We start from the raw sequence: 18,006 nt of genomic DNA, 5'->3' as shown, positions 1-18,006 counted from the left end.
GTAGGAGCGAGCTTGCTCGCGAACGGTGTTTGCCGGATGCACTGGCATTACACCGACCTCCGTACCCTCTCCCCAGCCCTCTCCCTGAAGGGAGAGGGGGCTTGTCCGTGCCGAGAGGAGGAATGGTTTCAGCCGGAAACCAACGGCGCTGCCGGCTGACGCCGAAACATCCAAGCACACCGAACGGTCCCCTCTCCCTTCAGGGAGAGGGTGCTCTCAAAACCAGCCCCCACAGCCCCCAGCCGTGGTGATGGGTATCGCTTCGCTCAACCCATCCTACGACAGCGTTTCTCCGAGCAACTGTCTTGCAGGCCGCGCCGGGATGCTCTTCGTAGGAGCGAGCCGTGCCCACCGATATGGTAGGAGCGGATTCATCCGCGATTCCGCCGGCAGGGCGGACGACGCCCGGGCTAACCTTGGCGCCGCCGGGGCTTGCCCTACGCCATCCAATCATCCGGCCCGCGCCCGGGCAGGCCGTGGCGGATGTACCAGCGCACGCCCAGGTGCAGGCCCAGGGCGGTGCCCACTGTCAGCAGGATCGTCAGGGTTTCCGCATCCATGGTCGCTGTCCTTCGTCCGGGGTCTGGTCTGACAGCCTATGCCTGCGGCAATCTGTCGCACAGATACAGATCGTGTCCGAATGTACGGAGCAGCGCTACAGCGACTGGATGATCCGCCCCAGGGTCTCCATGGCCTTTTCGCTGCGTGGCGTCCAGGGGTGGCCGTAGTTCAGCCGCAGGCAGTGGCGGAAGGCGCGGGTGGCGGAGAAGATCGGCCCGGGGGCGATGCTGATGCCCTGGGCGTGGGCCAGCTGGAACAGCTTCAGCGTATCAATGCGTTCGGGCAGTTCCAGCCAGAGGAAGTAGCCGCCGCTGGGGCGGGTCACCCGCGTCGCTTCGGGGAAGTGCCGGGCCACCGCGGCGAGCATGGCGTGCTGCTGGCTTTCCAGGGCGTGGCGCAGCTTGCGCAGGTGGCGGTCGTAGCCGCCGTGCTGCAGGTAGTCGGCGATGGCCGCCTGGGCCGGCACCGAGGCCGACAGGCTGGTCATCAGCTTGAGCCGCTCGATCTGCTCGTGGAAGCGCCCGCCGGCCACCCAGCCGACGCGGTAGCCCGGCGCCAGGCTCTTGGAGAAGCTGCCGCAGTGCATCACCAGGCCCTCGGCGTCGTAGGCCTTGACCGGCTTGGGCGCCTGCTGGGCGAAGTACAGCTCGGCGTAGACGTCGTCCTCGATCAGCGGCACCTGGTGCCGGGCCAGCAGGCCGGCGAGGGTGCGTTTGCGGTCCTCGCCCATGCTCGCGCCCAGCGGGTTCTGGAAGTTGCTCATGAACCAGCAGGCCTTGATCGGCAGGCGCTCCAGGCTATCGGCCAGCACTTGCAGGTCGATGCCCTCGCGCGGGTGCACGGGGATTTCCACGGCCTTGAGCTTGAGCCGCTCCAGCACCTGCAGGGTGGCGTAGAAGGCCGGCGCCTCGATGGCCACCAGGTCGCCGGGCTGGGTGACCACCTGCAGGCACAGGTTCAGCGCCTCCAGCGCGCCGTTGGTCACGACCAGTTCCTCCACCGGCAGCGGCGTGCCGTTGACCATGTAGCGCAGGGCGATCTGCCGGCGCAGGGCGTGGCTGCCCGGGGTCATGTCGGCCACCGCGGCGCGCGGCTCCATGTCGCGCACGGCGTGGGCCATGGAGCGCGCCAGGCGCGGCAGGGGGAACAGTTCCGGAGCCGGGAAGGCCGAGCCGAAAGGTACGGTGTCCGGGTCCTTGATCGAGCTGAGCACCGAGAACACCAGCTCGCTGACGTCCACCTCGGTGGTCTGCGCCTCGTGGCGGGCGATCTCCGGTTCGGCCAGGGCGCGGCGCACGTGCTCGCGGACGAAGTAGCCGGAGCGCGCGCGGGCCACGATCAGGCCGCGGTCCTCCAGCAGGTAGTAGGCCTGGAACACGGTGGAGGCGCTGACCCCGTAGGTGCGGCTGGCGTGCCGCACCGAGGGCACCTTCTGCCCGGGGGCGAGCACCCCGTTGCGGATCAGTTCGGCGATCTCGTCGGCGAATTTCTCGTAGCGCTTCATCTTGTCCCGGGGGCCGTTGGGGAGCTCCCACTCTAGGCGTTGCGCGGCGCCGCCGCCATGCCGCGGGGCCATCGCTCAGCGCCTCGGCGCGACGAAGGTGCTGGCCGCCTCGACCTGCTCACCGTCCTGCGCGCTCACGCGGAAGTGCAGGGGCACCGGGCCGCCGCTGCCGCTCAGTTCCAGGCGCGCCACCGAGACGGCGAAGTCGCGGATCTCGCCTGGCTCCAGGCGCTGGTCGAGGGCGCCCTGCAGGCGGTAGCCGCTGGCCTCGGCCAGGCCCAGGCGGTAGCGCTGCGCCTGCTGGGTCTTGTTGATCAGCTTGAGGTTGTAGACGTTCTCGATCTCGCCGGCCGCGTTCTCGCGGAACAGGCCGCGGTCGCGGGCCACGTCCAGGGCGATCAGCGGGCGCGCCTGCAGGGCCCAGGCGAAGGCGCCGAACATGGCCAGCAGCACCGCCGCGTAGCCGACCAGGCGCGGCCGCAGCAGGTGGGTGCGGCCGCCTTCCAGGGCGCGTTCGGAGGTGTAGCGCACCAGGCCGCGGGCGTAGCCCATGCGGTCCATCACCGAGTCGCAGGCGTCGACGCAGGCGGCGCAGCCGATGCAGGCGATCTGCAGGCCGTCGCGGATGTCGATGCCGGTGGGGCAGACCTGCACGCACTGCTGGCAGTCGATGCAGTCGCCCAGGCCGAGGGCCTTGGGCTCGGCGTCCTTGCGCCGCGCGCCACGGGATTCGCCGCGGGCGGCATCGTAGGAAATGATCAGGGTGTCCTTGTCGAACATCACGCTCTGGAAGCGCGAGTAGGGGCACATGTGGATGCACACCTGCTCGCGCAGCCAGCCGGCGTTGGCGTAGGTGGCGGCGGCGAAGAAGGCCACCCAGAAGGCGCTTTCCAGGTCCAGCTTCAGGGTGAAGAGGTCCGCCACCAGCGGGCGTACCGGGGTGAAGTAGCCGACGAAGGTCAGCGCCGTGGCCAGGCTGACCAGCAGCCAGAGCCCGTGCTTGGCGCCCTTGCGCAGGTACTTGGCGGCGCTGGGCGGGGCCTTGTCCAGCCTCATGCGCTGGTTGCGGTCGCCCTCGGTGACCTGCTCGGCCCACATGAAGATCCAGGTCCACACGCTCTGCGGGCAGGTGTAGCCGCACCACACGCGGCCGGCCAGCACGGTGATGAAGAACAGGCCGAAGGCGGCGATGATCAGCAGCGCCGAGAGCAGGATCAGGTCCTGCGGCCAGAAGGTCGCGCCGAAGATGTAGAACTTGCGCTCGGGCAGGTCCCAGAGCACCGCCTGGCGACCGTCCCACTGCAGCCACAGGGTGCCGAAGAACAGCAGGAACAGCAGCGCCCCGCCGAGCCGCCGCAGGTCGCGGAAGCGGCCGCTGAAGCGCTTGGTGTAGACCGCCGGGGTGACCGCCGAGAGCGGCTTGGGCTGCGGGGTGAAGCGTTGCGGGGCGGCGATCTCGACGATCTTCGCGGGGATTCTCTGGCTCATTGTCGTGGCCCATCAGGCTTGGGATGCGCCGCGACTATAGGAAGCGCCCTGGGCACGAAACAGATTCAGGTCTCCCGCAAAAAACCGGATCAGATGCGCCGCGCCAGGCATGGCCTGCGCTGTGGCGGCGGCGCGCGGCACGCGGTCGCAGGGCGGTCCAGCCCGCTCGGGCAAGGTGTCTGATCCGCTTTTTTGCGGCGGATCTGCCGCTGTTTCGCGGCGCGGCCGCCGGCCATAGTGGCGCCATCACCAGCGGTGGCCCGACGCAGGCCGCCGCAGCAGCCTTGTGAGGTGCCCCGGCGATGTACCGATACGACGATTACGACCATGCCCTGGTGCGCGAGCGCGTGGCGCAGTTCCGCGACCAGGTGGCGCGGCGGCTTGGCGGCGAGCTGAGCGAGGAGGAGTTCCTGCCGCTGCGCCTGCAGAACGGCCTGTACCTGCAGAAGCACGCCTACATGCTGCGCGTGGCCATTCCCTACGGCACCCTGGCCAGCGCCCAACTGCGCACCCTGGCGCGCATCGCCCGCGACCACGACCGCGGCTACGGCCACTTCACCACGCGGCAGAACATCCAGTTCAACTGGATCGAACTGGAGCAGGTGCCGGACATCCTCGAACAACTGGCCGAAGTCGAGATGCACGCCATCCAGACCTCCGGCAACTGCGTGCGCAACATCACCACCGAGGCCTTCGCCGGCGTCGCTGCCGACGAGCTGCTGGACCCGCGGCCGCTGGCCGAGATTCTCCGCCAGTGGTCGACGGTGAACCCGGAATTCCTGTTCCTGCCGCGCAAGTTCAAGATCGCCCTGTGCGCCGCCGAGGAAGACCGCGCGGCGGTGATGATGCACGACATCGGCCTCTACCTTTACTGCGACGCCGCCGGCGAGTTGCGCCTGCGGGTGATGGTCGGCGGCGGCCTGGGGCGCACGCCGATCCTCTCGCAGCCGATCCGCGAGGACCTGCCCTGGCAGCACCTGCTGTCCTACGTCGAGGCCATCCTGCGGGTGTACAACCGCCACGGCCGCCGCGACAACAAGTACAAGGCGCGCATCAAGATCCTGGTCAAGGCGCTGGGCGTCGAGGCCTTCGCCCGCGAGGTGGAGGAGGAGTGGCTGCACATCCGCGATGGCGAGGCGCAGCTGACCCTGGAGGAGTACCAGCGCGTCGCCGCCGCCTTCGAGCCGCCGCACTACGCGCAGGCCGCCGCCGACGAGCTGGCCTACGGCAGCGCCCTGGCCGCCGATGCCGCCTTCGCCCGCTGGGCCTCGTGCAACGTGCGCCCGCACAAGGTGCCGGGCTACGCCAGCGTGGTGCTCTCGACCAAGCCTGGCGCCGCCGCGCCGCCCGGGGACGTCACCGCCGAACAGATGGAGCGCGTCGCCGATTGGGCCGAGCGCTACGGCTACGGCGAAATCCGCGTGGCCCACGAGCAGAACCTGGTGCTGCCGGACGTGCGCAAGGCCGAGCTGCATGCGCTCTGGCGCGAGGCCTGCGCGGCCGGGCTGGGCACGCCCAACCAGGGCCTGCTGACCGACGTCATCGCCTGCCCCGGCGGCGACTACTGCGCGCTGGCCAACGCCAAGTCGATCCCCATCGCCCAGGGCATCCAGCAGCGCTTCGAGGACCTGGACTACCTGCACGACCTGGGCGAGCTGAGCCTGAACATCTCCGGCTGCATGAACGCCTGCGGCCACCACCACATCGGCAACATCGGCATCCTCGGCGTCGACAAGAACGGCAGCGAGTGGTACCAGGTGACCCTCGGCGGCGCCCAGGGCAAGCGCGCCGCGCTGGGCCGGGTGATAGGCCCGTCGTTCAGCGCCGCCGAGGTGCCGGCGGTGATCGAGCGCATCGTCCACACCTACGTGGAACGGCGCGGGGCCGGCGAGAGCTTCGTCGAGACCCTCGAGCGCATCGGCCTGGAGCCGTTCAAGGCGCGGGTCTACGCGCAACCGCAGGTGCCGGCATGAACAACCTGATCCGCCTGGGCGGCGAGGGCGCCTGGCACGACCGCGACGACGCCTGGACGCTGCTGCGCGAGGTGCCTGAAACACTGCCCGAAGGCGACCTCATCCTGCCGTTGGAGCTCTGGCTCACCCGTAGGAGCGAGCTTGCTCGCGAACAAACAGCGGAGCCGGGCGCTTCGCGAGCAAGCTCGCTCCTACAGGAAAGCGGGGTGTGGCTGGGGCCGGATGACGATCCGCAGAGGCTGGTTGGCCGGCTGGACGCACTGCCGCTCATCGCCATCGACTTTCCCAGCTTCCGCGACGGCCGCGGCTACAGCCTGGCCTACCTGCTGCGCCGGCGCCTGGGCTGGCGCGGCGAGCTGCGCGCGGTGGGCGAGGTGCTGCGCGATCAGCTGGCGCACCTGCGCCAGTGCGGTTTCGACGCCTTCGCGGTGCGCGCGGACAAGTCCGTGGAGGACGCGCTCAAGGGCCTGGCCGGGCTCAGCGTGCTCTACGGGCGCTCGGCGATCGAGCCGCGGCCGCTGTTCCGCCGGCGCTGAAAACCGCCCGCTTTCAGGGATCCGGGCCGCGCCGCGCGTGGCGCCGCGCTTGACGCTGTTCCGGTGCGCAGGAAAAATGCCGGCAAAGCGTCGGCGAAACGCCGCCGGCCGTGGCCCACGATTCGAGTGACCCCCTGAAGATGCGTATGCGCCTGATGCTGTTGGGTGGCGGTAATGCCCTGGGACAGGCGCTGATCCGCCTGGGAGCCGAGGAAGACATCGGCTTCCTCGCCCCGCGCCCGCCCGAGCAGGGCTGGGATGCCTCCAGCCTGACCCTGCTGCTGGACGAGACCCGCCCCGACGCGGTGATCAACCTCGCCTACTACCACGACTGGTTCCAGGCCGAGCAGGTCGACGATGCCCGCCTGGCCGGCCAGGAGCGCGCCGTGGAGCGCCTGGCCGAACTCTGCCAGCACTACGAGATTCTCCTGCTGCAGCCTTCCAGCTACCGCGTGTTCGACGGCGCCCGCGCCACCGCCTACAGCGAGAAGGACGAGCCGCTGCCCCTGGGCCGCCGCGGCCAGGCGCTGTGGCGCATGGAACAGTGGGTGCGCGCCACCTGCCCGTGCCACGTGCTGCTGCGCTTCGGCTGGCTGCTGGACGACAGCCCGGGCGGCAGCCTGGACCGCTTCCTCAGCCGCGCCCTGGGCGAGGACGAGCTGTACCTGGCGGACGACCGTCGCGGCAACCCCACCCCGGTGGACGACGCCGCGCGGGTGATCCTCTCGGTGCTCAAGCAGCTGGACTGCCAGGCGCCGCTGTGGGGCACCTACCACTACGGCGGCCTGGAGGCCACCACCACCCTGGCCCTGGGCCAGGTGATCATCGCCGAGGCCCGCACCCTCACCGGCCAGGCCCTGCGCGACCCCGTCGCCCAGGCCCACGCGGCGCGCCCGGACGCCAGCGAGGAACCGCAGCACGCGGTGCTCGCCTGCAAGAAAATCCTTCACACCTTCGGCATCAAGCCGCGCGCCTGGCGTGCAGCGCTGCCGACCCTACTGGACCGTTACTACCGTCATGGCTGACATCTCCCCGGCATCCGCCGCCCCCATCCTCATCACCGGCGGCGCCGGCTTCATCGGCTCGCACCTGGCCGACGCGCTGCTGGCGCGCGGCTTCAAGGTCCGCGTGCTGGACAACCTGTCCACCGGCAAGCGCGAGAACCTCGCCGCGGAGGTGGAACTGCTGGTCGGCGACGTCGCCGACGCGGCTGTGGTCCGCCGCGCCCTGCAGGGCTGCCAGGCGGTGGCGCACCTGGCCGCGGTGGCCTCGGTGCAGGCTTCGGTGGACGACCCGGTGGCCACCCACCAGAGCAACTTCATCGGCACCCTGAACCTCTGCGAAGCTCTGCGCGAAGCCGGGGTGAAGCGTGTGCTGTATGCCTCCAGCGCCGCCGTCTACGGCCAAAACGGCCAAGGCACGGCGATAGTCGAGGACCTGCCCAAGGCGCCGCTGACGCCCTACGCCGCGGACAAGCTGGCCGGCGAGTACTACTTCGACTTCTACCGCCGCCAGCATGGCCTGGAGCCGGCGGTGTTCCGCTTCTTCAACGTCTACGGCCCGCGCCAGGACCCGTCCTCGCCCTATTCCGGGGTGATCAGCATCTTCACCCAGCGCGCCCTCTCCGGGCAGCCGATCAGCGTGTTCGGCGACGGCGAGCAGACCCGCGACTTCATCTACGTCGCCGACCTGGTGCAGTTGCTGGTGCAGGCGCTGGAGGCAGCGCAGGTGCCGGAAGGGGCGGTCAACGTCGGGCTGAACCAGGTGACCAGCCTGAACCAGCTGCTGGGCGAGATCGGCGCGCTGGTCGGCGGCCTGCCGCCGGTGAGCCACGCCGAGGCGCGCCCCGGCGACATCCGCCATTCCCGCGCCGACAACGGCCGCCTGCTGGCGCACTACCGCCTGGAACGGCCGACGCCGATCGGCGAGGGCCTGGCGCGCCTGCTCGGGCGCTGATCACCACCAGGGCTTGTTCAGCGCCAGGTAGAAGATGCCGCCCAGGCAGGCCAGGGCCAGGGCGCTGAGCAGTGCCTTGGGCCCGCGCGCCGCGCTGCGCATGGCGAAGGCGGCGAGCACGATGTAGCCCACCAGCAGCCCCAGCTTGGCCTGCAGCCACAGCGGCAGCGGCCAGGGCATGGCCAGGTGCACCAGGCCCAGGGCGCTGAGCAGCAGCAGGCTGTCCACCAGGTGCGGCGCCCAGCGCTGCCAGCCGGCCAGGCGCCGGCCCCGCCAGCTCAGCCCCAGGCGCCAGAGGAAGAGCAGGCTGCTGAGGACTGCCAGGGTGATGTGCAGGTGCTTCAACCAGAGGTACATGGGGCGCTCACTTGTATTCGGTGGTGTAGAGCACGACGAACTCGAAGGGCCCCGGCCGGACCTCGGCGCCCGCCAGCAGCTCGGCCTCGAAGGCGGTGTCGAAGCTCAGCGAGCGCGGCGTGCGGACCACGTGCTCGACGGGCTGGTTGAAGACTACGTACCGCTCGTTCTGCAGGTCCTTGATCTTCAGCAGCAAACCGGCGGATTCGTGGAGCAGCGCGGTGTTGCCATCGAGGAGCTGGCCGTTGGCCGGTGACAGCGTGGTGTGGATGACCGCGCCGCCGTCGCACTGCCAATGAAAGTCGAAACGCCGCTGCAGGGGCAACTGGTTCTTGCTGAAACTGCCGAAATCGACCCGCGTCGGCGCGTCGGTCATCTCGCAGGTGGTGGGCAGGAAGGTCAGGGCGACGCCCGGGAAGGGGTCGATGGGGTAGGCCGGCGGCGTGTTGTTCCAGCGCGAGCCGACGAACAGCGCCGGCTCGCGGAAGTTGATCGAGTACACCCCCGGGGTGTCGATCGGGCCGTTCTTCAGCACCTCGATGAAGCTGTTGGACAGCGAGCCGCTGACGCATTCGCTGGGGCCCAGGCTGCGGTCGCCGACGATGCCCAGCTGGATGCGCTCGGCCACCCCGCCCACCTGCTTGACGCCGACGCCGTCCTTGCCCGAGGGAATCACCCGGTAGACCAGGCCGTTGAGGTTGGTGGCGAAGTCGTTGCCCTGCATGTGGCTGGCCTCGCTGGCCACACCCAGCACGATGTAGCGCCCGGCGTCCCCGGCCAGGTACTCCTGCAGGCGGCAGGCGTAGTCCAGGGACAGGTTCAGGGTGCCCAGCACGCTGCCCACCGGCAGGCCGGCGCTGATGTAGGTCTCGCCGTCGTAGGTGAACTGCTGGTTGGTGAAGTAGCACTGGTTCGGCTCGACCGGGCACTCGTCGGCGGCGGCCGGCAGCGCCTGCAGCAGGCAGGCGGCCAGGGCCAGGCAGTGGAGCAGGGGGCGGCGGCGCGGGTGGATCATGATCTTTCCTCGCTTGGCGGGCCGCCGGCGGCGGCCTGGCAGTCGACCGGGATGGCCCGGTAGGTGTCCTGCTTGTCCTTCTTCGCTGGCATGGCGTAAGTGAAGCTGCATTGCTGCTCGTCCGCCTCGCCCCAGGATACCCGGTAGCTGTCGCGGCCCTTTTCCAGGTACAGGTAGACCAGGTTGTCCTGGCCGACGTAGGCGAGGACTTCGCCGGCGCCGCCGACCTCGGCGCCGAAGGGCACCTCCTGGCCTCCGGGGCGGCGCAGTTCGAGCAGCACCGAGATGCCGCTGCGGGTGCGGTAGGGCACCCGCACGATGGCGCCATAGCGCGGCGCGGTCTTCTGGATGTTCTCCTTGATCTCGACGTCGGCGGTGGCGCTCTTGGCGTCCAGCACTATCTCGTTGTGGCGGTAGGGCGTCAGCCCCGTGAGCAGGGCCTTGCCGTCGTCGTCGAGGCGCACGCGGCCGCGGGGCAGCAGGGCGCCCGCCGCGCCTTCGGCCTCGACTATCGCCATGGTCTCGCCCTGGCTCGGCGACAGCGCGATGCCGCCGGAATAGGCCACCAGGCTGCCGCGCGCCGACAGCGACTCGCGGCTGAAGCCGTCGCCGCGCGCCAGGCTGGCGCCCAGGGCGCTGGCGGAGGTGCGCAGGTTGAGGTTGCCGCCGTAGGACTGGGTGCTGGCGCTGTCGGCCTGGCTGTGGTTGCCGTACAGGTTGTAGTTCCACTGGCCGCGCTCGCCGGCGATGCCGCTGAGGCTGGTCTGCAGCGAGCGGTTGTGCGCGTCTTGCAGCGACAGGGTGCTGCTCAGGCGCGGCGCGCCGGCATCGCGGCCCAGCGGGATGCTGATGCTCAGCAGGTACTGGTTGTCGTAGCCGTCGACGCTCTGGAAGCGCGTCGCCGACAGGCCCAGGCTGCCCCAGTTGAAGGTGCGGCTGAAGCCGCTGCTGAAGGTCAGGCTGCGCCGCTCCCCGGTCCAGTAGCTCTGCCCCACGCCGGAAAGGTACAGGCTGCCGCCGGCCAGCGCCTGGCTGAGGCTGAGCTGGACGCGGTCGCGCTCGCGGAACAGGCTGGCGTTGTCGGTGTCCAGGGCGTCGGCCGCGGCGGCCAGCCCCAGGTAGCCCTTGTCCGAGCGGCGGTAGGACAGCTGCAGGTTGGTGCCGCCGAACGACTTGTTGTAGGCCAGGCGGTAGCTTTCGCCGTTGTCGGGCATGTCCTGGCCCGCGGCGTCGGCGGGCAGGGCGTCGAAGCGCGACAGGGTGGCGTCCAGGGAGAAGGCGCCGTAGCGCGTGTTCAGCGCGGCGCCGATCAGCGAGGCCATGTAGCTGTCGGCGATCACCGCGCCGGAATAGGCGCTGAGGTTGTTGCTCAGGCCCCGGCGGTAGCCGCCCTGGACGAACTTCAGCGGGTTGTCGACGTCCTCGCCGCGGTAGCTGCCGGAGGCCACCTGGTAGCGCGAGGCGCCGGGCCTGAGCAGTTCGGCGGCATAGGAATAGGGCACGCTGAAGCTCTTCTCGCGGCCGTCGGCCTCGATCACCGTGACCAGCAGGTCCTCGGTGTAGCCGGTGTTGTACAGGTCGTCGATGACGAAGGGGCCGGGCGGCACGCTGACCTGGTGGATCAGTTGCTGGCCCTGGTGGATCTTCACGGTCGCATTGCTGTCGGCGATGCCGCGCACCACCGGCGCGAAGCCGCGCTCGCTCTCGGGCAGCATGCGCTCGTCGCTCTCCAGCTGCACGCCGCTGAAGGGGATGCTGTCGAACAAGTCGCCGGCGGTGAAGTGCTGGCCGAGGGTCAGTTGCGAGGACAACGCGGTGATGTCGCGCTGGGCGTAGTTGTTCAGGGTGCGGTAGTGGCTGCCCTGGCGGGTGGTGTCGCCGTGGCTGAAGGTGGCGTTGTGGCGCAGGCGCCAGTCCATCAGGTTGAGGCCGCCGTTGAGGCCGAGGAACAGGTCGTTGCGGGTGTCCTGGCTGTTGCTGGAGCGGTCGAAGTTGCTGGTGTAGCTGACGAAGCCGGCGTTGATCCCCGAATCCCAGCTCTGCGGCGGCGCATAGTTGCGCGGGCGCTGCTTGACGTAGGCCTGGGGCAGGGTGAGGAGGATGGCCCCGCTGGCGCCGTCCAGCTCCACGCGGCTCTGCGGCACGCGTTCGGGCAGGTCGATGCAGTCGCCGCTGGCGGGCTTGGCGTCGGCGGCGGGCTCGGGCAGCAGCACGCCCCACTGTTCCAGTTGTTCCTGGGTGAAGCAGTAGACCTGGCGTTGCTCGGCGGTATGCACCACGCGCACTTCCTGCTGGCCGAAATACACCTTGTTCAGGGTCAGGTCGAGGGAGTAGGTGCCCGGCGGCAGCGCCGAGGGGTTCTTCTCGAACCCGGAAACGTCCGTGCTCATGCCCAGCGTCTCCAGCAGGCCGCGGTCGAAATGCACCTCGCCGGTGCCTTCGGCGGCCACTGCCGGGGCCGGGAGCAGGGCGCAGAAGAGCCCTCCCAGGCACCCCAGACGCAGGATGCGGGACAGTATCGAAGGGGACACGATGGACCTCGCGGGGGAGGGTTACTCGACGGTGGCTTCGGTTTCGATCAGGCCGCCGAAATCGTTGATCCAGGTGTAGCGGACCCGTGCGCCGGGCCTGGCCCAGGCCGCCGCGTCGCGGGGCAGGGCGATGCCGTAGCTGCCCTTGGCCGGGACCATGTCCAGGTCGTCGTTGTCGTATTGCCTGGCGCCCGAGCGCAGTTGCAGGCGGGCCAGGGACACCGAGTAGGGCAGGTCGTTGACCGCGCGCAGCGTGCTCTTGCCGCCCTCGGAAACGATGCGCCACTTCAGTTGCTGCGCCGCGTCGGCGGCCACGCCCTTGAGCTTGGCCGGGCGGTAGAACAGCTTGAGCTGCGAACGGAAGGCCACCTGCAGCTTGCCCGCGCTGTTGTTGCTGGCGGCCGCGTCGGCCTTGTCCGGGCTGCTCGAGGGCACCTCCAGGACGTTCAGCCAGAACACCGATTCGCGGTCCTGGGGCAGCGAGCGGTCGATGTTGGCGATGCGCAGCAGCAGGCCCTTGTCCGGGTCGACCCGCGAGACCGGCGGCGTGACGATGAAGGGCGAGCGCCCCTGCTTGTCGGCGCCGGGCGTGCCCTTGCCGTTGTCCACCCAGGCCTTGATCAGCGACGGTGTCTTGCCGGTGTTGCGGATGTTGACGGTGATGTCCCGCTCGGCGGCCGGGTAGACCACGCGGGTGCCGGTGATGACGATGCTGGCATTGGCCTGGAACGCCAGCAGGCAAAGACCGAGCAGGAAGAACAAGTGGGTAGCGGGACGCATCGGGCAACCTCCTTCTCTGTAAAGAAGGACTTTGGGTGGAGTCTAGGCGGGGCCGGGGTACTGGCAAGTTCCCGGGCGGTGAAGTTGTCCGGAGAACTTGTAAGTGCGTTTATTCATTCAGACCGTGTATGAACTTTCGTCGATGTGTTCATGCGCGTGATGAATATTCCGAGTGCATCCCCCGATGGGGGAGGGGGATGCATCCGGGGCCGCTGTCAGTCGTAACGGATGGAATACAGCAGGGCGGTGTCGGCGGTACCGGGCGATACCAGTTCCGAGGTCTGTACGTAACGGGCGTAGTAGGCGAATTCCAGCGGGCCGGCTTCGTCCATGGGCTTACTGACGTTGTTGGCGTTGGTGCGCAGGTCGATGGCTTCCAGTTCTTCGTTGGCGATCTGCAGCTCGATGCCGGACATGCTCATGGCTTCGCCGTTGAAGGCGAGGTTGCCGGTGGTCGGGTTGACGTTGGCCGAGGCGAAGTCGACCTTGTAGGTCTGGCCGACGGTGCAGCCGTTCAGGGCGATGGTGAAGCGCTGCTCGCCGGCGGTGGAGCCCACGGTGTCGAAGTCGCTGGTGGAGATCGACGGCAGGTTGATGGAGGCATCGGCGCCGCCACCGTTCACGCTGACTTCGCAGGTGTCTTCCATAACGTGGCCGGTGAAGCTGATCTGGCCACCGGTCGCTGCCTGGGCGCCACCGGCTGCCAGGGCGAGGAGTACGGCTGCGGGAAGAGTGAGATTTTTCATGGTGTTTTTCCTTGCAGGTTTTTCGGTAGGTGAATTCTCCCTGCTTCCCGAAATTTCGAATATTAGGAAACTTCTGATGCGCCGTAGGTGTATTCCTATGAATGAGGTAGGCAACGGATATAAGTGGGTTACTTATTGAAAAGTAGGAAGTAAAACAAGTTGCCTGGAATGTAGGGCGTATAACCGTTGGCGGTTATACGCCGTTGGCGGGGACACCGGGGTCCTATGCCGGTGGGTTTAAGAGCGCCCTCTCCCCAGCCCTCTCCCGCAAGCGGGAGAGGGGGCTGTCCTGAGCGGGAATGACGGGGCGGAGATCGGAGCGCAGGGCCAAGGCTCCACTCCGCAAACGAAACCACAGACCCTCTCAAATGAAAAAATGCCGCTTCCCCATGAAGAGAAACGGCATCCTTTCTTAAGTGAACAGCGCTACCGGCATTTCCCGAAGGCTTTATAGCTATCGCAATTATGCCGACGCGCAACAGCCCGTAGGCTGGTCCTTAGAACTTGTAACCGAAGCCGATCATGTACACCCACGGATCGACGTCTACGTCGACCTTGGTCTTCTGGATGCCCAGGGCGCCCGGGCCGTTGACGCTGGCCTTGGTGTCGATGTCCATGTACCACACGGCAACGTTGAACAGAGCGTGCTCGTTGAGCATGTAATCGAAGCCCAGTTCGCCGGCCAGGCCCCAGGAATCCTGCAGTTTCAGGTTGCTGAAGCCCTGATCCTTGCGGTTGCTGGCCAGGTCTTCGTCGAAGAAGGTGGTGTAGTTCACGCCCAGGCCGCCGTAGGGCTGGAAGGCGGAGTTGGTGCCGCCCATGGGGTAGTACTGCAGCAGCACGGTCGGCGGCAGCTGCTTGATGTCGGCCAGCTTGCCGTCCAGGCCGGTCAGGCCGGTGGCGCGGTTCAGGCCCTTGACGTCGACCTGGTGGTTGAACGGGGTGGCGGCGACCAGCTCGACACCGATCTTGTCGGTGATCAGGTAGCTGAAGGTCAGGCCCAGCTGGGTGTCGCTGTCCACGGTGGCCTTGGTGCCGCCGACCTTGCCGCCGTCCAGCTTGATGTCGCTGCTGTCGTCGTTGGGGGCTACGGTGGCGAAGCCGCCGCGGACGATGAAGTCACCGGCCTTGTGGCCCTGGATGTCCGCAGCCTGGGCGGCGAACGGCGTGGATACGGCGGCGGCGAGCAGGGAGGCGGTGAGCCAGGACTTGCGCATGATGGTGATGCTCCATGATTTTGGAATAAGCGTTGGTGGACATCATGGTAGACGGCGCTAAGCGATCCTTCTTGATTCAGCTCAATAAAGCCCCCCTGCCTCGTAGGGGTAATGCCTGTGGCGGATGGTCGCAGGCTATTCGCCCTCGTATTCGTACGGCGTGACCTCGTCGGCTTTGAGCTGGTAGCCGGCCTGGGCCAGGTCACTGTCGATGTGCTTCACCTGCATGCGCCCGACCACCCAGTAGGGCTGGTACAGCTCGTCCATCTTCACGCCGTGGGCCTGGTGCACGTAGACGATCTGGTTGGACGGCGGCGGTGGCACGTGGATGCAGGCGCCGTAGTAGGGCACCAGGAGGAACTCGTTGACCTCGCCGTCCTGGCCGACGTCCAGCGGCACTATGTAGCCGGGCAGCTTCACCTGCTGGCCGTCCAGCGCCTGCACCACCGGGGCGGCCGGCGACTGCTGCTTGGCCGCCGGGCCGCTCTCGGCGTTGAGCGCGTCGCTGAGCTGGGAAATGTCGTGCAGCGGCACCGGCGGCGGGGGCGGCGGCGCGCCCTCGGGGATCAGCTGCGGCCAGGTCAGCGTCTGCGGCGTGCCGGCCCAGGCCGCGCCGGCGGCGAGCAGGAGCAGGGCGAGGAAGGTGGAGGCGGTTCTTTTCATGGGGGCTACTCAGATGCGGATCGACAGGCCGTCGGCCAGCGACTGGCGATAGGCGCGCCAGGCCGGCACGCAGCCGATCAGTATGGCGGCCAGCAGTATGCCGCCGAGCAGCGACCACTCATAGGCGCTCGGCGCCGCCAGCGGCAGGAAGATGCCGTAGTTGGCCTGCACGTAGCCCTGGGCGGCGGCGATGCCGGCGTACAGCAGGCCCAGGCCGAGGGTGACGCCGGCCAGGGCCAGGGCGAAGGCCTCGGCCAGCAGCAGGCTGAACACGTGCCAGGGCCGCGCGCCCACCGAGCGCAGGATGGCCATCTCGCGGCGGCGTTCGTTGAGGCTGGTGAGGATGGCGGTGAGCATGCCGATCAGGCCGGTCAGCACCACGAACAGCGAGACCACGAACAGCGCCTTCTCCGCCGTGCCCATCAGCCCCCACAGCTCCTGCAGGGCCACGCCGGGGAGGATGGCCAGCAGCGGCTCGCCGTCGTACTCGTTGATCTGCCGTTGCAGGGCGAAGGTCGCCACCTTGCTCTTCAGGCCGAGCAGGAAGGCGGTGATGGCGGTCGGCTGCAGGTCCATGTGGCGCGCCTGGTCGGCGCTGATACGCCCCGCGCCGCGGGCCGGCACGCCGTTCTTCCAGTCGACGTGCAGCGCCTCCATGCCGGCCAGGGAAATGTGCAGGGTGCGGTCCACCGGGGTGCCGGTACGCTTGAGGATGCCGACCACGGTGAACGGCTTGTCGTCGTGCTGCACCAGGCTGATGGTGCTCACCCCGTGGCTGAGGACGATGTGATCGCCCAGCTTGTAGTGCAGCGCCTCGGCCACCTCGGCGCCGAGCACCACGTCGAACAGGTCCTGGCCGAAGGGCCGGCCCTCGGCCAGTTGCAACTGCTGGTCGCGGCCGTAGCGGTAGTGCTCGAAATAACCGGTGTCGGTGCCCATCACCCGGTAGCCGCGGTGCGAGTCGCCCAGGGAGATGGGGATGGCCCACTTCACCAGCGGGCTGGCCTTGACCGTCTGGAAGCTCTCCCAGCGGATGTTGTTGGTGGCGTTGCCGATGCGGAACACCGAGTACAGCAGCAGGTTGATCGAGCCCGAGCGCGCGCCGACGATCAGGTCGGTGCCGGAAATGGTGCTGGCGAAGCTGGCGCGGGCCTCGCTGCGCACCCGCTCCACGGCCAGCAGCAGGCAGGCGGAGAGGGCGATGGCGAAGACCGTGAGCCACGCGGTGAAACGGCGGTTGGAAAGGCTGGCCAGGGCCAGGCGCAACAGGTACATGCTCAGATTCCGGGGGCGGTGGCGGCGCGGTTGAGGTCGGCCAGCGACAGACTGCGGTCGAACAGCGGTGCCAGGCTCTGGTCGTGGCTGACGAACAGCAGGCTGGCTCCGGCCGTGCGGCATTCGGCGAACAGCAGTTGGAGGAAGGCTTCGCGGGCGTCGGCGTCCAGCGCCGAGGTCGGCTCGTCGGCGATCACCAGTTCCGGCTGGCCGATCAGCGCGCGGGCCGCGGCGACGCGCTGCTGCTGGCCAATGGAGAGGTTGTCGGCGCGCCGCTGCAGCAGCGCCGCGTCGCCCAGGCCCAGGTGCGCGAGCAGGGCGCCGGCGGCCTCGCCGACGCTGCCGTGGCGCTCGCGGGCGCGGGCCGCGCGGCTGCGCGAGAAGTGGCAGGGCAGCTCGACGTTCTCCTGCACCGAGAGGAACGGCAGCAGGTTGAACTGCTGGAAGATGTAGCCGGTGTGGTCGACGCGGAAGTGGTCGCGGCGCGCGGCGGAGAGCTGCGCCAGGTCCTCGCCGAGCAGGCGGATGCTGCCGCGCCGGGGCTTCTGCACGCCGCCCAGCAGGCCGAGCAGAGTGGTCTTGCCGCTGCCGGAGGGGCCCTTGAGGAACAGCGTCTCGCCACGGCCGAGGGAAAACTGCGGGATGTCCAGCAGCTCCGCCTGGCCGGGCCAGGCGAAGCCGAGGTCGCGGAGTTCGAGCAGGGTGTCCATGGGGCGCGTCAGAACTTCAGCAGGCTGCTGGCCGGGGTCAGCTCGGCGCCCTGCTGGCCGTTCGGGCCGATCAGCTGCACCACCAGCTTCTGGGTGCCGGGGAAGCGCTTGAACAGCGGGGCGAAGTCGAGGCTGGTGAGGGCTTCGGGCGCGGCGCAGGTCAGCTTGTAGTGGGCGTTGATGTCGCTGTGCTGGTGGCCTTCGTGCTCGTCGCCATCGTCGTCGTGGTCATGTTCGTGGGCCTTGGCATTGCCGAACAGCGGACTTTCCAGCTCCACCTCGGCGACGCCGCACTTGGCTGCGGCCGGCGCCTGCACCAGCTCCAGCGGCTTGCCCAGCTGGGCGCGGGCGGCGGCCACGGTGGCCTGGTCGGCGGCGTTGCTGGCCGGGTGCTCGAAGCCGACGAAGTTCATCGCCGGGCTGTCCACTTCCAGCTCCAGGGTGTTGCCGTCCAGCGCGACGTTGAGCTGGGCCACGCCGTGCTCGTGCTTGCCGAGGCTGCCGTGCTCGTGTTCGTCATGGGCCTGGGCGGCGGCGAAGGGGATCAGGGCGAGGGCGAGCAGCAAGGGGCGCATGGACGGTCTCCGGGAGGGGAAAATCGAGGGTGCGTTACGTTATAACGAAATATTGCGGCTGGCTAGAGGTGCTCCGGGAGATTGGCGCGGCCGGGCAGGCGTGGGAGCATGCCGGCCAT

17 protein-coding genes are annotated in these 18,006 nt (G+C 68.7%); 4 read left to right on the top strand and 13 right to left on the bottom strand.

The window, feature by feature from the left end; all coding sequences use genetic code 11:
• Positions 1 to 437: 437 nt before the first annotated feature.
• From M8R19_RS33175 to ccoG, 3 genes are all read right to left on the bottom strand, one after another.
• Entirely contained in the window at positions 438 to 560 is a 123-nt protein-coding gene (locus M8R19_RS33175; RefSeq protein ID WP_009617223.1) for a hypothetical protein, read from the bottom strand.
• Between the two features lie 95 nt (positions 561 to 655).
• Positions 656 to 2,065 (bottom strand): GntR family transcriptional regulator MpaR, encoded by a 1,410-nt coding sequence (mapR, locus tag M8R19_RS12155; protein WP_249920171.1) that lies wholly within the window; start codon positions 2,063 to 2,065, stop codon positions 656 to 658.
• A gap of 75 nt (positions 2,066 to 2,140) precedes the next feature.
• Complete coding sequence (ccoG, locus tag M8R19_RS12150) at positions 2,141 to 3,553, bottom strand: cytochrome c oxidase accessory protein CcoG (protein WP_249917916.1); 1,413 nt, start codon at positions 3,551 to 3,553, stop codon at positions 2,141 to 2,143.
• Positions 3,554 to 3,855: 302 nt separating this feature from the next.
• Here ccoG and nirA point away from each other — a divergent pair, with 302 nt between their 5' ends.
• The 4 genes from nirA to M8R19_RS12130 all read left to right on the top strand — a co-directional run bounded on the left by nirA (position 3,856) and on the right by M8R19_RS12130 (position 8,018).
• Entirely contained in the window at positions 3,856 to 5,526 is a 1,671-nt protein-coding gene (gene nirA / locus M8R19_RS12145; RefSeq protein ID WP_249917915.1) for a nitrite reductase NirA, read from the top strand.
• The gene (locus tag M8R19_RS12140; protein WP_074982040.1) at positions 5,523 to 6,062 is read left to right on the top strand and encodes a DUF934 domain-containing protein; all 540 of its coding nucleotides are present in this window, start codon (positions 5,523 to 5,525) and stop codon (positions 6,060 to 6,062) included. Before nirA ends, M8R19_RS12140 begins: the two co-directional genes overlap by 4 nt.
• Before the next feature lie 140 nt (positions 6,063 to 6,202).
• Complete coding sequence (locus M8R19_RS12135) at positions 6,203 to 7,087, top strand: sugar nucleotide-binding protein (RefSeq protein WP_249917914.1); 885 nt, start codon at positions 6,203 to 6,205, stop codon at positions 7,085 to 7,087.
• Entirely contained in the window at positions 7,080 to 8,018 is a 939-nt protein-coding gene (locus M8R19_RS12130; RefSeq protein WP_074982038.1) for an NAD-dependent epimerase/dehydratase family protein, read from the top strand. Before M8R19_RS12135 ends, M8R19_RS12130 begins: the two co-directional genes overlap by 8 nt.
• On the opposite strand, the gene M8R19_RS12125 is transcribed toward M8R19_RS12130, so the two are convergent.
• The 10 genes from M8R19_RS12125 to M8R19_RS12080 all read right to left on the bottom strand — a co-directional run bounded on the left by M8R19_RS12125 (position 8,019) and on the right by M8R19_RS12080 (position 17,887).
• Positions 8,019 to 8,375, bottom strand: a complete 357-nt coding sequence (locus M8R19_RS12125) for a SirB2 family protein (protein ID WP_009617233.1) — start codon at positions 8,373 to 8,375, stop codon at positions 8,019 to 8,021.
• Positions 8,376 to 8,382: 7 nt separating this feature from the next.
• On the bottom strand, positions 8,383 to 9,390 hold the full coding sequence (locus M8R19_RS12120) for a hypothetical protein (protein ID WP_249917913.1): 1,008 nt from the start codon (positions 9,388 to 9,390) through the stop codon (positions 8,383 to 8,385).
• Positions 9,387 to 11,921: a fimbria/pilus outer membrane usher protein gene (locus M8R19_RS12115; protein WP_135499980.1), complete on the bottom strand. Its 2,535-nt coding sequence runs from the start codon at positions 11,919 to 11,921 to the stop codon at positions 9,387 to 9,389. Before M8R19_RS12115 ends, M8R19_RS12120 begins: the two co-directional genes overlap by 4 nt.
• A 21-nt stretch (positions 11,922 to 11,942) precedes the next feature.
• A complete protein-coding gene (locus tag M8R19_RS12110; protein ID WP_009617240.1) occupies positions 11,943 to 12,701 on the bottom strand; it encodes a fimbrial biogenesis chaperone in 759 nt (252 codons plus the stop codon).
• A gap of 215 nt (positions 12,702 to 12,916) precedes the next feature.
• Positions 12,917 to 13,447, bottom strand: a complete 531-nt coding sequence (locus tag M8R19_RS12105) for a fimbrial protein (protein ID WP_083426797.1) — start codon at positions 13,445 to 13,447, stop codon at positions 12,917 to 12,919.
• A 497-nt stretch (positions 13,448 to 13,944) separates the two neighbouring features.
• On the bottom strand, positions 13,945 to 14,664 hold the full coding sequence (locus tag M8R19_RS12100; protein ID WP_074982028.1) for an OmpW/AlkL family protein: 720 nt from the start codon (positions 14,662 to 14,664) through the stop codon (positions 13,945 to 13,947).
• A gap of 135 nt (positions 14,665 to 14,799) precedes the next feature.
• Entirely contained in the window at positions 14,800 to 15,327 is a 528-nt protein-coding gene (locus tag M8R19_RS12095; RefSeq protein ID WP_074982026.1) for a DUF3299 domain-containing protein, read from the bottom strand.
• A 9-nt stretch (positions 15,328 to 15,336) separates the two neighbouring features.
• On the bottom strand, positions 15,337 to 16,602 hold the full coding sequence (locus tag M8R19_RS12090) for an ABC transporter permease (RefSeq protein WP_249917912.1): 1,266 nt from the start codon (positions 16,600 to 16,602) through the stop codon (positions 15,337 to 15,339).
• A gap of 2 nt (positions 16,603 to 16,604) precedes the next feature.
• A complete protein-coding gene (locus M8R19_RS12085) occupies positions 16,605 to 17,312 on the bottom strand; it encodes an ABC transporter ATP-binding protein (protein ID WP_249917911.1) in 708 nt (235 codons plus the stop codon).
• 8 nt (positions 17,313 to 17,320) lie between these two features.
• Positions 17,321 to 17,887, bottom strand: coding sequence for a DUF2796 domain-containing protein (locus M8R19_RS12080; protein WP_249917910.1), 567 nt, complete (start codon positions 17,885 to 17,887; stop codon positions 17,321 to 17,323).
• Positions 17,888 to 18,006: the final 119 nt, after the last annotated feature.

This window comes from Pseudomonas sp. R3.Fl, from assembly GCF_023516765.1.
Classification (GTDB): domain Bacteria; phylum Pseudomonadota; class Gammaproteobacteria; order Pseudomonadales; family Pseudomonadaceae; genus Pseudomonas; species Pseudomonas citronellolis.
Note: the sequence above shows the minus strand (reverse complement) of the source record. Positions and strands in the feature narration are given on the sequence as shown.

What these genes read in the sequence shown, in the direction of transcription:
- M8R19_RS33175 (WP_009617223.1), bottom strand. Translation starts at nt 560, where the DNA reads ATGGATGCGGAAACCCTGACGATCCTGCTGACAGTGGGCACCGCCCTG.
- mapR (WP_249920171.1), bottom strand. Translation starts at nt 2,065, where the DNA reads ATGAAGCGCTACGAGAAATTCGCCGACGAGATCGCCGAACTGATCCGC.
- ccoG (WP_249917916.1), bottom strand. Translation starts at nt 3,553, where the DNA reads ATGAGCCAGAGAATCCCCGCGAAGATCGTCGAGATCGCCGCCCCGCAA.
- nirA (WP_249917915.1), top strand. Translation starts at nt 3,856, where the DNA reads ATGTACCGATACGACGATTACGACCATGCCCTGGTGCGCGAGCGCGTG.
- M8R19_RS12140 (WP_074982040.1), top strand. Translation starts at nt 5,523, where the DNA reads ATGAACAACCTGATCCGCCTGGGCGGCGAGGGCGCCTGGCACGACCGC.
- M8R19_RS12135 (WP_249917914.1), top strand. Translation starts at nt 6,203, where the DNA reads ATGCGTATGCGCCTGATGCTGTTGGGTGGCGGTAATGCCCTGGGACAG.
- M8R19_RS12130 (WP_074982038.1), top strand. Translation starts at nt 7,080, where the DNA reads ATGGCTGACATCTCCCCGGCATCCGCCGCCCCCATCCTCATCACCGGC.
- M8R19_RS12125 (WP_009617233.1), bottom strand. Translation starts at nt 8,375, where the DNA reads ATGTACCTCTGGTTGAAGCACCTGCACATCACCCTGGCAGTCCTCAGC.
- M8R19_RS12120 (WP_249917913.1), bottom strand. Translation starts at nt 9,390, where the DNA reads ATGATCCACCCGCGCCGCCGCCCCCTGCTCCACTGCCTGGCCCTGGCC.
- M8R19_RS12110 (WP_009617240.1), bottom strand. Translation starts at nt 12,701, where the DNA reads ATGCGTCCCGCTACCCACTTGTTCTTCCTGCTCGGTCTTTGCCTGCTG.
- M8R19_RS12105 (WP_083426797.1), bottom strand. Translation starts at nt 13,447, where the DNA reads ATGAAAAATCTCACTCTTCCCGCAGCCGTACTCCTCGCCCTGGCAGCC.
- M8R19_RS12100 (WP_074982028.1), bottom strand. Translation starts at nt 14,664, where the DNA reads ATGCGCAAGTCCTGGCTCACCGCCTCCCTGCTCGCCGCCGCCGTATCC.
- M8R19_RS12095 (WP_074982026.1), bottom strand. Translation starts at nt 15,327, where the DNA reads ATGAAAAGAACCGCCTCCACCTTCCTCGCCCTGCTCCTGCTCGCCGCC.
- M8R19_RS12090 (WP_249917912.1), bottom strand. Translation starts at nt 16,602, where the DNA reads ATGTACCTGTTGCGCCTGGCCCTGGCCAGCCTTTCCAACCGCCGTTTC.
- M8R19_RS12085 (WP_249917911.1), bottom strand. Translation starts at nt 17,312, where the DNA reads ATGGACACCCTGCTCGAACTCCGCGACCTCGGCTTCGCCTGGCCCGGC.
- M8R19_RS12080 (WP_249917910.1), bottom strand. Translation starts at nt 17,887, where the DNA reads ATGCGCCCCTTGCTGCTCGCCCTCGCCCTGATCCCCTTCGCCGCCGCC.